10 protein-coding genes are annotated in these 14,127 nt (G+C 39.8%); 1 reads left to right on the top strand and 9 read right to left on the bottom strand.

Going from position 1 to position 14,127, the window contains the following annotated elements:
- Positions 1-505: 505 nt before the first annotated feature.
- The 9 genes from RMZ95_RS27365 to RMZ95_RS27325 form a co-directional block, all read right to left on the bottom strand.
- Positions 506-967, bottom strand: coding sequence for a tRNA (cytidine(34)-2'-O)-methyltransferase (locus tag RMZ95_RS27365; protein WP_322674339.1), 462 nt, complete (start codon positions 965-967; stop codon positions 506-508).
- A gap of 337 nt (positions 968-1,304) precedes the next feature.
- Positions 1,305-2,444 (bottom strand): glutamate--cysteine ligase, encoded by a 1,140-nt coding sequence (gene gshA, locus RMZ95_RS27360; protein WP_322674338.1) that lies wholly within the window; start codon positions 2,442-2,444, stop codon positions 1,305-1,307.
- Positions 2,445-2,643: 199 nt separating this feature from the next.
- Positions 2,644-4,476: a hypothetical protein gene (locus RMZ95_RS27355; protein ID WP_322686102.1), complete on the bottom strand. Its 1,833-nt coding sequence runs from the start codon at positions 4,474-4,476 to the stop codon at positions 2,644-2,646.
- Entirely contained in the window at positions 4,454-9,238 is a 4,785-nt protein-coding gene (locus tag RMZ95_RS27350) for a translation initiation factor IF-2 N-terminal domain-containing protein (RefSeq protein WP_322686225.1), read from the bottom strand. Before RMZ95_RS27350 ends, RMZ95_RS27355 begins: the two co-directional genes overlap by 23 nt.
- Positions 9,239-9,692: 454 nt before the next feature.
- On the bottom strand, positions 9,693-9,911 hold the full coding sequence (locus tag RMZ95_RS27345) for a hypothetical protein (RefSeq protein ID WP_322686101.1): 219 nt from the start codon (positions 9,909-9,911) through the stop codon (positions 9,693-9,695).
- 401 nt (positions 9,912-10,312) lie between these two features.
- Positions 10,313-10,519, bottom strand: a complete 207-nt coding sequence (locus RMZ95_RS27340; protein ID WP_322674335.1) for a hypothetical protein — start codon at positions 10,517-10,519, stop codon at positions 10,313-10,315.
- Positions 10,520-10,635: 116 nt separating this feature from the next.
- Entirely contained in the window at positions 10,636-11,040 is a 405-nt protein-coding gene (locus RMZ95_RS27335) for a carboxypeptidase-like regulatory domain-containing protein (protein ID WP_322686100.1), read from the bottom strand.
- Entirely contained in the window at positions 11,037-11,237 is a 201-nt protein-coding gene (locus tag RMZ95_RS27330) for a hypothetical protein (RefSeq protein WP_322674333.1), read from the bottom strand. The genes RMZ95_RS27335 and RMZ95_RS27330 overlap by 4 nt, the downstream gene beginning before the upstream one ends.
- A 90-nt stretch (positions 11,238-11,327) precedes the next feature.
- Positions 11,328-12,122 carry a hypothetical protein gene (locus RMZ95_RS27325; RefSeq protein WP_322686099.1) on the bottom strand — a complete coding sequence of 265 codons (795 nt, stop codon included), beginning with the start codon at positions 12,120-12,122 and terminating at the stop codon, positions 11,328-11,330.
- 1,124 nt (positions 12,123-13,246) lie between these two features.
- Here RMZ95_RS27325 and RMZ95_RS27320 point away from each other — a divergent pair.
- Complete coding sequence (locus RMZ95_RS27320; protein WP_322674331.1) at positions 13,247-14,011, top strand: peptidylprolyl isomerase; 765 nt, start codon at positions 13,247-13,249, stop codon at positions 14,009-14,011.
- Positions 14,012-14,127: the final 116 nt, after the last annotated feature.

Here is a 14,127-nt window from a genome sequence, read left to right as displayed (position 1 = left end):
TGCCAAGTCCAAGTCGCTGCTGAAAATTAAATTGCGGCGACTTCTGGAAAAGTTATGCCCCCTGCTGTAGATATCTTCAAGATATTTCTACCCCATCCGTCTTCATCAACACGAGACTTTACGTTGATTATTCCCTAAAAAACAACCGTATTAACTATCGGCTACTTTTGGGCTGATTTCTGTCCTCGATCGAGCAAAAATAGCTCAAATGTAATACATGACTGGATTTTAGCAATTTCGTTCCTAGTTTAGGATGTTTTAAATTCATCAAAATCTATCATTCAAATTCGGCAATATCCCAAGTTTCATATACAAATTTCTTATAATAACCTTACTATACTTGTAAGTATCTTCCACTACATTTCGCGAATAAACCCAATTTTTGGTATCTTGTTTTACATATTCTTGCTGTCATCAAGAAAATTTTTGCAGTCAAAAATAAATCGTCTAATAGGTTTCTGGAAAGCTTATAAGTAAATACACTTATAAGCAGTCATGTAAACAACTATTCTAAATAGCCTAACTGACGACGGGTTTCAAATAAGCCTATTGCTACACTCACTGACAGGTTCAAGCTGCGAACCCCTGGTTGGCTCATGGGAATATAGACGGTAGCATCGCAATCTGACAGAATTGCTGGTGGTAAGCCTGTGGTTTCACTACCAAACAGTAGCCAATCATCAGGTTGAAACTGAAAGCTTACATAATTACAATTTCCATTAACCGTATAACCCAACCATCTGCCGCCACGCCTCTGATGTACGGTTTTAAAGGCTTCTAGTGATTCGTGATAGTGTAGTTTGACATAAGGCCAGTAATCTAAGCCGGCTCTTTTGAGGTAGCGATCGCTAATTTCAAACCCCAAAGGCCCCACCAAATGCAACTCTGTACCTGTAGCTGCACAAGTACGGGCAATATTACCTGTATTAGGAGGTATCTGCGGGTTCACTAAAACTACCTGAGGCATTATCCGTATAATTTAAGTATTGTATAAAAAAAATTATGGTCAATGTTAAATCTACCAAAAGGTAGAGGCTATTCATAGGTTTTGTTAATAATAATCAAGCATCCTCTATCGATTAGATTTTTAAAAGGAAGTATAAACTATCCCAGATCAATGCCTGAGAGGATATTTGGCTACAATCGGGAAATATTAAGTGTTGTGTAGACAAAGTAAGTACTTGTATTTTTTAGGGCTGGTAGTGCCTGCAAAAAAATCTACCATTTGTATGAAGACGAAAGTGGAGAGATAAGGGGATAAAACAAAGTGTTTTCTCAATGCTCAATCCCCAATGTCTTTTGAGTTAACCCAGCAGAGACGAACATAATTTGTCTTCGAGTTCGATTTCGCGCTCTTGGGTGGCAATAATAGCCTGAGTGATGACGCGTTGGCTGTCAAAACCGACTGCGTGTAATTGCAACCACTGTTGAGCTTCATTGCCTTCGCGGAGTATTTTGTGCAAAGGCGAAAGGAAACAGCTAAAACCTTGTTGCTTGGCGATCGCCCAAACATCTTGGTAAATTTCGGCAATCCAATCTCTGGCTACAATACTTCTGCCATCTTGCCAATGCCTCAACTGAGCATCAAGACTACCAGCAGCAGCAGCAGCTTCGTTGTCAGCAGTGAGGGTGACGAGTTCTTCAGCAGAGAAAGTGCTTTGGGTTAACGGATCGATGCTGGGGTTTTCGATTATTTGCAACAAACGCGCTTCTAATAAGGCAGTAATAGCCAATAAGGCAATGGGATCTGTGACTAAATCGCAAATTCGCAGTTCTAGGCGATTCAAGTCATAAGGACGGCGATCGCCATTTGGTCGCACCGATGCCCACAAATGCCTTACATTCTGCATGGTTCCGGCAACGAGTTGATCTTCCACCCACTGGATATGATCGGCGTGGCTGGCAAATAAGGGCACATGGCTGGGCGTTTGTGGGAAAACGCCCCAACGGGTGGAGTGATAGCCAGTAGCTTTGCCATCCAAGAACGGAGATGAGGCGCTGAGGGCGAGAAATAAGGGCGCTTCCATACGGATTACCCGACACGCCCGCATCAATACTTCTGGGTCGCTGATGCCGACATTGATGTGTACGCTAGCGGTGACTACTTTCGTGCCGTAGGTGTTCTCAATGTAATCATGATAGGGGTTTGCTGGATCGGAACGGAGAAAGCGATCGCCCCCACCCAAAGATAAAGTACTCCCTGGTATTAAGGTGTAATCGCCCAAACGATTCAGGTAGTTTCGCAACTCCCGCCGAGGACGCAGCAAGGCACACAATAAATTTTCGTAATTATGGGATGGTTGAGTTATGTACTCGACGTTGCGGCTATCTGGTTCGCGCATAAATCCATCCAAAGCCGCAACAATTTTGTCGGAGAGACCGACGATTTCACCTTGAGGCGTGCCCGTGTACATCTCAATCTCAAAGCCTTTTAATAAGACCACCTTGTTCTCCTCGGCTCTCTCTACCTATAAATTGTATCGAACAAGACGAATCTCTGGATCTATCTTTAAGTCAATCAAAGGTTAAGAATCATTTAATTGACATCCCCGCGAAATGCAAGCTCGGTATATTTCTGGGCTGTCTTTGATAAATTATTGATAAATTATTACTATTGGAGCATGAAAAATATCCTAGTGTAGGTTAAATACAGGACAAAATAAAATCATTGGGTGAATCACTCTCTTGAACAATCTTGAGACGTATAAACTGCGCCCATACTTCATCACTAAGTAAGTTTAAAGCAGTTTCGGGATTGTTAATTGCGATCGCGCCGATAACTTTACGCCATTCCTGTTGCAATAAATCAATAAAAGCCTCTTCGATAGAAACTTGACTCAGCAACGAAAGTGCAGTTTTAAAACTTGCTGAATCACCTGATAAGTTTTTTGATTTTAATCCCTGTATTGCTACATTCAACCATACAGGCAGAAGTTCAAGCCAATTGTTTTTCTGTATCTCTTTGAGTGCAATATTTTCCATACCTAGCGCACCCCACATACATAAAGACTCTACAGCCAGTTGAGAATCACGGTTTTCGAGAGCATTTTGCCATAATTGTTGAGCGTGATTTTGGAAGCGATTAGCGAGAAATTCATAAGCTTCCTGAACTTGATGTGGAATTGTAACTTTATAAACTGACTCACCTCGTGGTAAGTAATCGCCGCGATAGGATAACCAGTTATGAGATCCGCAAAGATGAATTTCTTTATCAACTATTACTTCTTTAACATGGGAATCTCCTAACCAAAAAACCTGTACAGATGGTAAACCATCAGGTGTTTTGATTGCTCGAAGTTTTTTCTCTACTTCTGGTGGAATTGGTTTATCTTCATCTTCTTGTCGCCGCGCAATTCCATGTCCAATTAAAATCCGAACTCCGCGATTAGCTAATTTCTGTAACAAGATTAGAAATTTTTCATTGACAACTGCCTGATTTACCCAAGGAGAATAGATTAGAATCTGACTTTTAGCCGAATTTAAAACTTCTGAAAAAACCAAGCTAATTTGTCCATCGCGTAACTGCACGGCTTCACCTAACGCTTTATAGTTATCTCCATCACTAGTAGTTTTTGTGGCAGCTTCTAGCGCCTTTTTGCGAATATTTTCAAGCCGAGCTTCTATTTCAGTATTTTTCTGCTTGAGAATGGCTTGACGTTCAAAATTGATGGTTTCGGTTGACAATTTACATAATGCTTGCAAAGATATTTTACCTTCAGTATGTAGTAGTTCTAAGCAATTTGATGCTGACTCTAAAATTTGCTTTCCATTTCTTATTTGAATGTTCAATTTATCTTCAAGAGCATCAAAGATAACGAAAAGCGATATCTTTCTCCAAAATTTTTGAGTCGAAGCTAGTACCCTATAGGAAGTTACTATTTTTCCCTCTTCTGGTACATGAAGTGCTAAACCTGAAGCTTGAACACTTTTTTGGATTTCCTCAAGGGGGAAGGAAGCAATATCAGCAATTGTATGATCAATAGTGATAAAGTCTGCCAAGTCAGGTAAAGTTATCGTTGTCTCATTTAAGGATTCAGATTGAAAGGTTATCTTATTGCTTAAAGGGTCTGTAATAGCATAAATTTGTATAGGATATGGTGGCTGTGGTACAGACCCTTTTTCATAAAATGAGTGACCTTCAGCAGTAACTGTTAGTGGCGATGTAGGTGATAGAGTTTGTAAGGAACGAAGAGTTGTAGTAGTAGTTTTAATAAAAACAGAATCAAGCCCAAGTACAGATGCTAATTCATCCTCTGTTGGCGGAGGTTGAAATTCAATAGCGGCGCGGATAATAAATTCTTCAAGTACGTTAAACTGGCGGGGTTCCTTGATATTTACTTCTACCGGAGTTTGACGTAAACTATAACGGAATTGACGCGCTGCTAAAACTGATAAACTAGGACTTTGCGCTTCTATTTCGTCTACCAATTTTTTGAGAGTTTCATCAATAGGTTTAGCAGAAGAGGCGAGAAACATCAATGAAACCTCCATGTAGACGCACGATATTTGAAACATTGGAGTACATACCTCCGACTTGTCCACGCTGCTGAGTAAATAGCGAATGACAACCCACAATGACTAATAGTTCTTGAGCGCGGGAAAATGCAACATTAACTCGTTCTGGTTTCTTAGCAAATCCCACATCTCCTCTACTATTATTGCGAACCATACTCACAATTACAACAGGTCGTTCCATACCTTGAAATCGGTCTACTGTACCAGTGGTGATTTGCAACGATGGGAAATCTTTAGATTGCAGGCGTTCATCAATTTTTCTGAGTTGAGCGCCATAAAAAGTAATCACGGCGATTTCTTTTTTTGGTTCACCATTAGCAACTCTAGAAGCCCAAGTACTCTCAAATTGCTTACATAGATATTCAATTGCATTAATTTCTGGAATATTAAAAAATGAAGTTCCTATCGTTTCTTCTTGAAACTTATTACTTCCAGGCGTTTTTATCCAAATAAGATGGTGAGATTCTTTGATGATTTCGCCTGCTAAATTATGTGCGCGTTTTGTATCCGGCTCTAAAATACCACATTCTAGTTTACCATCATAAAACTGATTGATTGCTCCCATAATTATGGGGTGCATTCGATATTGAATATTTAACATTTCTTTGATGCTATAATTAACAGTTTTAAACTGAATTTTAAAGAGTGATTCTTGCAATAATTGTAGTTCTGTATTTGTGCTACCAATCTCTTGAAAAACTTCCTCTAAAGTCTTCGTGTCAAGCATGGGTGGTAATTGCCGATGATCGCCTACCATGACTAACTTTTTAGCTTTCAAAGCGGGGATTAATAACTCTGGAGGAGTACATTTACTAACTTCATCAATAATGACGACATCAAAGTATTTGAATTCTTGTGAAAAATTGTAATTTGCAGCTTGAACGCAAGTGATACCAACGACATTGGCATTATCTAGATAAATCCGCTTTAAATCGTTGCGACCGCTTTCCGTTGGCTGTCTTAATTTTCCTATCCAATCTTGAACAAAGTGCTGATATCGATTAAGATAAAATTCTTCATTTTGAAGTTGCTGCTGCCAATATTCAAACTTTACCTTGATACTGCGTAAAAAGTCCAAATTAAACAAGTCTGTCGAATCAACTTCAAGCTTGAATTTACCAGGAATTGTTTCCCAAATTGACTGCCACCAGATTCGTTCAGTTGATATGTATTCTAATTGCTGTCGTAAATGCTCAACAATTGTCTGTATTTGACTTTGAGTTTCTATAAATTGGCTTTTGTAGGTTTCCGTTGTTTCCTGCAAGCTAGTAATGCGAACTATGAGCAGGTCTTTGCTAGTGGAAAGTGTAGCAAAAGGATCGATCAAGGAAATTAAAGTATCAAGTTGCTTGGTACGATTTTCCCAGTCCCCTATTTTTGCTCTAAATTGTGGTATTTTAGTCAGAATATTTGAAGGATTATTGAGGTATTCTTGCACTAAAAGTCTTAATTCTTTGGGTAAGTATGGGAAGGGGAAAAGTTCTTGTAAGAGTGCGATCGCTCTTTGAAATTTGAAGTCAGCTTCACTGCGATAATTTTCTAGCTGCTCTTGATTAGCAGATATTTTTTGCTGCTCATTAGCTACCAACCTCATCTGTTCATTTAATTGAACCTCAAGCTGGTTTTGCTCTATTTCTGTTTCAGTTTGTAGTTGCTTCAGCCATGTACGCGCACTCGTAACTATACCATTAACCACTTCCTCTGTAATTTGGGAGATAGCGGATTCACTTTTAACAGGCTGAACTCTTTGACGTATAATCTGGGCTTGTCTCCTAATAGCCTCAAGAGTTACCGCCGCACCATAACGGCGGCTATATGGACGTAATTTTTGAGCTATGGAATCCAAACTTGGCTGGTTGACAGCAAACGCAAGTATCCATTCGATAATCCGACCCCAGACCCCTAGTGGTTTCTCAATCTCATCGATGCTATTTTGTGCTAGTTGCTTCAGCTTTATGAGAGATTCCACAGGGTCTAGCGTGTTAATAACGCTCACCTGGCAAATGGCAGCTTCATCGATTGAGCGATTACCTAGTATATTTCGTCCCTGCACAAGTAAATTTCTGATTTCAGTAACCCGACTGCGTATCCTATCCCATTGGCGATAATTTGGAATTAATTCATTGACTTTCAACTGACACCGATCAATACTTTGTTGCCAAGGTAGATATTGATCTGCGATCGTCATGCTTCGTAATACCGAAGGTAATAAGATTAAGTCAACTGTAAACCCTTGACGATTTTGTAAGCACTGTATCAATACATTGGCAATATTTAAATTAGCTGTAGACAGCCATATATCAAGGTCATTTATTGCTAAACTGACCTCAGATTCACGGTTATGTAGATTCCTAATTTTTTGGTGCAAACTTTGCTGGTTAGCAAGCAATTGTTGGTGATTTGACTTTAGGCGAGCAAGATATTTTGAATTTTGTGTGTAAGTTTGTGCAGCTAACTCCGCTTCGGTCATTGCCATAGCTATATCACTGGCGTAGGCTAATGCTGTGCTAACTTCAGTAATCCGAGAAACTACAGTCTTCTGCAACCAACCAGCTAAACCAAATAAGCTATGATTTGGACGAACTATACCAAGTTCAGAAGCCAAATTAATTGCTAACCGAAGATTTGCAGCAAAGTTTCGCAAGGAAGCGTCTGTAGATGTGTATTTATTCAGACCAGCCCACAAATTAAGAAGTGCTGGATCTTGCCAGTCTACTGAAGGTGCTTGATTCAGCAACTCCTCTAAAGCAGTTTTCAGAGATTCGACCTCAGCCAGTTGAGATGCGGCTTTATTGTATTCATTTTTTTGGGTCGTACAAGCTGACTCTAAATTAGCTTTACGTGTCTGTAATAAATCCTGCTCTTTATTAAATACCTCTTCTACTTTCAGGTATGCTGTGAATCGTTGTGATGCTGCCAGCAATTGACGTAAAACTCTTACATTATCGAGGCGTTGAGCAATATTTTTTTCGCAATCTGTAGCAGTATTTTCTAACCATGTGCCAATCACTCGATTTTCTAAAAATGGCTGTCCTTGTTCTCCAACTCTTTCGGCGTTTCCCTTTCGCACAGCCCGAATTAGTGGGTTATGAACTAATCGACTCAGGGCGTTATCTACTGCTAAATTGGCTTGAGAAGTAATTAGAGTGCGTCCACCCCGTAGAGCAACTTGATAGCAAATCTCGGCAATTACGGTAGTTTTCCCAGTACCTGGTGGCCCTTGAATTAAAACTAAATCTTCAGCTGCAAGCACTGTTTCTACTGCTGCTTTCTGGCTATGATTAGCTGAGGATAACAACAAATCCTTTGGTTGCAATTCGACAGTTTTTTCAATAGGTCTTGCTTGGGAAGCGTCGAATAAAAAGTTTCCCAAATAGGGATTTTGGGTGCGTCCTTGTCTTAATTGTGCCAAGGCTTCTTTTTTGCGTTTAATCTGTTGGATGTCACCAACTGCCTCAAAAAACAAAAATCCGGTAGCTGGTAGCTGATAACGTCCTGCTGCCATGTAGTCTGCTAAATCGCGTTCTAGCCTTACGCGGATAATGCAACTGTTTGGAATAACTTCTTCAATAATTCCTAATTGGCGGCTGTTGCGCCAGTTTTGTCCTTTGGGAGTAGTCTCGAATAGCTTAACCTCTTCATTTTTTGCTCGTTTTACCCGTTCCCAGAAGTTTTCCACAGCCAAGGAATTTTCATCAGAACCGTCAAGAGTAGCTGAGATTACGTCAATCTCAAAAGTGATCCGTTTTCCGAAGCCATTGTGGCTGAAAAAAGGTACACAAAATTGGCGTGTTTTAGCGATTTTTTCCTCAATCTGTAAAAATACTTCCCAAATTCGCAGATGATCTTCTGTAGGCAGATGGTCGCCGCATATAGGCATAGCTGCCATCCGTGCCAATGCCGTTGACGGAATATCAATACGATACTGATGATTAGGCAGCAACCGTAAATAATAAGGTACAGTATAGCCATCAGCATTTCCCTGTGAAAGTTCTAGCAACTTAGCAGATAGTACCTTTAAACCGCCCCTTCCATTTTGTTGTACAACTACTATGAATCCTAGTGTTTTTCCTAGCTTGTCAAGTCTTGCAGGTAATTGAAAATCATCACGATCTGTTGCTATGGTTAAATCCCAAATTTCTTCTTCAGGATTTTGCCCCGCACCCTTGCGGCGTACATATACTAAGCGAGGCTCTTGACCTAGTAAATCAAATATTAACTCGTTAGCACGCTCTTGTCGCTGCCAAGGTTCACGATATGATTCAAGGACTACTTGACTTTCAAAATTGCTGATTAAACTATTAATTGCCGAAGAACCTAAGAAGACATAGCCCCATTTTTGCGAATCTGTTTTAATATTTAAGCAACTTGCTTGGAAAGATGTAGTAACGGATAGTTCTGGCGTTTTAGAAGGATGATTTGTTAATATTTTGGGTTGATTAATTTCCAAAATTTGTTGTTTGTGAATGGGAGCAAGCCGATTTGGAGATATAGTCTTTGGTGAAGTTGGTTGATGACTTGTTATAGCTAATTCCTGTTGTATCCCATTTGTAGATGCATATTTTTTAGCAGCCAAACGGATTCGTCCTGCATCAAATTCTGAAATTTTGCTACTATAGCTTTTGACCACGATGTTGAGTTGGTCGCAAATTGCTAGTAACTCTTTGTTCTCCAAATTCAATTCTTTTGATAGCTCATAGATTCTGACTTGCGCGTTGTTCATCCACTGCTTGCCTTTGCCAACAAAGTTTTCCAAGTCTAGTATTCCCAAATGCTGAGAAGGAACATCATCATGAACTTCTGCGGCTTTGCTTATGTTGGGTAGTATTACCCACAAACAATAAAATTACCGCCCTCTTAGAGAGGTCGATAATCTAAGATTTTCAATTTTCAAAAATCAAATAGAATTGCTATCTATTCTGTATTCTAAATTCTACACAATTACTCAAAACCGAAATTTTACTATGAAAAATGCCAGCTTTGGTGATGGCTAGTTTGCCCAGTATATCGCCTCAATTTCGTCTACAAAATTTTTGAGATTGTCATCAATCAGTTTAGCAGAAGAGGCTAGAAACATCAACGTAACAAGATTGGATAATTCAATTTTTACAAATACTTGTAAAGCATGAGGCAAACTACTTTTATGCTTTCAACAAGTCTTGGCGACGACTAGCGCACTAAGCAAATCCAGTACCAGTCACAAACATTAGCAGACCATAAATTGCCCCAGGAATGGCCTTTGTAGGACTGTTCAGTAGTGTAGGTGTAGAAGCGATCGCGATCGCTAGTGTCCGATTTTGAATTCCTACTTCTACTGTAATTGCTGTAACACGTTTTTCTCCTAATCCGGTTAAAGTAGCGATCGCAAAACCTAAAGTTATTGCAACTATATTCAAAATTAGAGTTGCCTAGCCCACATCTATGACATCACAACAATAGCGTCACAGAAAGAGCAACATCACCCCCAGCCAAAAACGTAATCATATTACTTCCATCCTTAACCCGCGTTGGTAACAATAAAAGTACCTCTGGATTTTACCGTATTCCCGTTAAAATTTTAGTTAGGGAACTCCAAAAAATAAATTATCCAATTTGTTTACTCAACTAGACTTCTTTCTTTCTTGTCTTCCTTGTCCCTCTGCTATGGAATATTTTTTTACTTGGAAGTCCCTTATTGCTTGTGACAATCAATATAATTAACCACAGATCGATATAGATTTTCATAGAGGCGCACAGATGTACGCCCCTAAGCAAGCCTATATTTTATTCAAATGAGAATCGCTACAGCAGGCAGATTTCATCGAAGAGGAGTAGTTTGTACCTCTTCTAAGGATGGTAGAGATTTAGAAGAACTAGCGCTACTTTCTGGTGTTGAAGGTTCATCATTTACAACTCCATCCCATGAATAATTGCAGATTTTAGTGCGAAGTAATGTACCAAATGTCAGGTTAATTACTACAGCGAAGGAATCGATAAAAATTAGATTCAAAAAGCGATCGATCATTAGACCCCCTTGAGCTAACTTGAGCATCAAGTGATATTTGCTTTCTTACTACACATGCCACAATGTCTTTTCCAGAAATGCATCGTGTATTAATACTTCTCGCTTGGGTCGCACAGCTAACTGTGTGCCCATAATATAAATATAATTTGGGATAATTTATTTTTTGGAAGTCTCTTAGGGATTGCCGACTGTTGTAAATTAAGCTCTTGAAATGCCTCAGAAGACTCTTCCAATGTCAAGCTACCAGAAGATTTACCGTTGATTTGTAGAGTGTATTTACCCTGTGGTAAGCCTTCTAAATAATAGACTCCAGCACCGTTGGTGACAGAAAAACGCCGAGTCCCCCGATCTGGTTGTATAGCTTCTACCCGTGCGCCTGCGATCGCTTGTGTGTCAGTACTAGTGAATAAAATAAATTGAGGCAAAACTCGCCAATCTAGATTAAAACGGCTAGACAAGCGATCGCTAATAAATGCAGTACTCAAGCTGAAAGATGGATTATAGCGAATATCTGTATTCACATCCTATTACCCGTCAATGCTGAAACTGCTACCTGCAAAGGTAACTTTCCCGGACGCCAAAATAATTCTGCTAAGGCTCTAGCCGATTCGTCATACACTCCACCTAAACCTACTGTCAGATTTTCCGATAAACCCCAACGCCCAGCAATTCCGCCTTGAAAGTCAGAAAAGTTGCCCAAGAAACTTTGATTTCCCACAAAATCCCGTTGTAAGCCACCAGAAACGATTAATCCTGAAGCACCTGCTGGTAATTGTCCTAGTACTGTCGAAAAACTAGCCTCTTGAATTTATGGTTGGGCGGTGAGTCGTCCTTGGGGATACAGCAAGATGCGATAATTGTTGCCCAAAAATTGATTTTGGCTTTTAATATTTTCAAAACGGTAAATGCCAGAAGAATCAACTAAAATTTCGGCAATCACGTGATCGCCAAAACCTTGCACCAATCGCGCTAATGTACCTGGTTCAGCCTTACCAGAAATTGTCCGTCCAATAGAATCTGCTTGTAACCGTTGGTGAGGATCGGAAGAACCACCACCGAAGGGTTTAGGTGGTACAAACCCCTGTCGTTGAATGGATGTAAAACCCCAATAGTCTCCTGCTCCTTGAGTCTGCCAAAACGTTGGCTGGGAACCTACAAAATAATCAGTTGAATTAGTTTGTCGAAGAAACTGCGCTTCGGCAATATTCCAAGTTTGCGGATTTTCTAAATTTGGTTGATCGGTGCGGATGAACCACGAACCACCAAAAGCACTACTAACAGCAAGAAAATCACCTCTATAGTTTGTCGATCTGCTAGCACTACCGGTAGCATTTACCTTCTGTTCAACTGCAGCGATACTAAACTTTTGAGGTGCAACCTGTGGTAATCCTTCTAGTTGAATTGGAGTTTCCGTTTCTGCCAATTTGCCACTAAATCGATCTAGTCCTGGAACATCTAAAACTATGGCGTATTCATTGATATCAAATTTTGCCGTTACGCCAAAGAGAGTTTGTAAATCTTGAATTGTAAAGACTAATCCTAATTCTGGATCGGTGCGAAGTTTTGTTGGATCGATGCGAGTCACAACACCAGGCGATCGCACTTCTAATCGATCATCAGGTAAAGTGGTAATATTTAATTTTAACCTATAATTCCCACTTGCCAGACAAAATTATCTATGTTAATGCTGTATTTTACAGCAAGATTAATTCTTCCAAATTAGGCACAGATACAAGATTTAATTTGAATTTATTCAGGATTTACGCAACTGGCACAAGCAATGGTGTGCGAAGCGCACCGAGCACCGAAAAACTACACAGAAGACATAGCAATTTCTGGACGTTTTTGTTGCTCAACTAAATAATTAAAAAGCAAATTGTGCTTAAGCTTGTAAATAGTTTTACCTGTTTGATAAGCTAAACTTTTCAGTTTTAGCTAAACTAATATAGTGCAAGCAATATGATTTATTTCAAGATACATCATTGATTATTATTACTAATTCGAGTAAAGCCAATCAAGCTACATTCTGGGTAATTAAATACTTCTGTACTACTGGCTAGCGTCGCACTGTGCCAGTTGTGTAAATTATGTAATATAAAATACATAATACCCTTATTTGAAAAGGCAGCATATAAGGTGTCCCCCTTTATACCCGAAACACTTGTAAACAGGCCCCCTAGATGCTTGATAGCGTTCGCGCAGCGTCTTGTAAAGAAGCTTTAGTAACATAGGAGCGTCGCCCTCAGTACATTATGCCTGCTCTACTTGAGAAAATTCTAAACGCTTAGATGCGAAACGGTGCGCGAACGCTTTCGCGTAGGGGTACGCGGACTCATGAAAATACTTGGCGTCTACCCTTATGTACTAAACCCTCTTTCGAGGTTGGGAGAAGAATCGCGACACTAATACCACTGTGGCTCTACGTATAATAAATAATAGAAACCTCAAAATACCCTAACTCAGTCTATAAACTTTGTCTTCTAAAGTCGTACTAGCAAGAACTGTCTTTTATCTTTATCTTCATATCTGCTAGCATTTGCGTAGAATCTTTGATAAAAACTCATACAAACTGTATATTTTTAAGTATGTTAGCAAGTAACTATTTAATTATTGCGAAAGTGAGGTTAATATACCTAACCCTGTAGAATTAAGGTAAAAGTTCCTAGACAATGGGCTAAGGTATAGCTTCTTTAACAGACTAAATATTCTTGAGATGACCGAAAGCTAATGACTGAAGCGATCCAAATCGGTAATCGTACAATTACAGCTAGTGAATTGATTTCTTTACTGGCAAGTTACCAAATGCTGCCACAGTTGCAGCGAGAATTAATCATTGATGAGGCGATAGAGCAAAACTCACGCTCCGCCAAGGTAGTTATAGAGTGTACTCCTGAGGAAGTAGCCCAAGCTAAACAACAGTTTTACGCTGAAAAACAGTTTAAAAATGAAGAAGATATCCAGGCTTGGATGGCACATCAAGGGCTGACTCCCGATCAACTAGAAGTTATTACCACTCGTAAGCTGAAAATTGAAAAATTCAAGCAAGCCACTTGGGGTAATAAACTGGAATCTTACTTTTTTCAGTCCAAGGCAAAACTGGACAAAGTAATTTATTCCCTACTGCGAACCCAGGATGTGGGAATTGCCCAAGAACTCTACTTTAGGATTCAGGCAAAAGAAAACTCTTTTGCTGATTTGGCGCGGGAATACTCACTCGGTCCGGAAGCCCAAACTGGTGGCTTGGTAGGCCCGATTGAACTGAATGCACTACATCCGATAATGGTGCAAATGCTCTCTAGTAGTCAACCAGGTCAGATATTGCCCCCTACCCGTATCGCTGAATGGTTTGTGATTTTGCGTTTAGAAAAATTTATTCCAGCACAACTGGATGAATTTATGAAAATGCGCCTGTTGAATGAACTCTTTGAAAACTGGCTACAAGAACAGCAAAAGCAAATCATGTCTGCACGACAAGCAAAGGAGGATAGGTGACAGGCGATAAACCTTTAACCCAATCGAATCGCCTCTAAAAGTGTTGTGTGGCATTAGTAGCGCAATTCATGAGAAACAAAAACCCCCAAGCTCTGATCTGAGCTTGGGGGTTTTTG

It is taken from the genome of Nostoc sp. DedQUE07, assembly GCF_034530975.2.
Lineage (GTDB): Bacteria > Cyanobacteriota > Cyanobacteriia > Cyanobacteriales > Nostocaceae > Nostoc.
The sequence above is the reverse complement of the archived record's forward strand: the minus strand, read 5'-3'. Positions and strand labels throughout refer to the sequence as shown.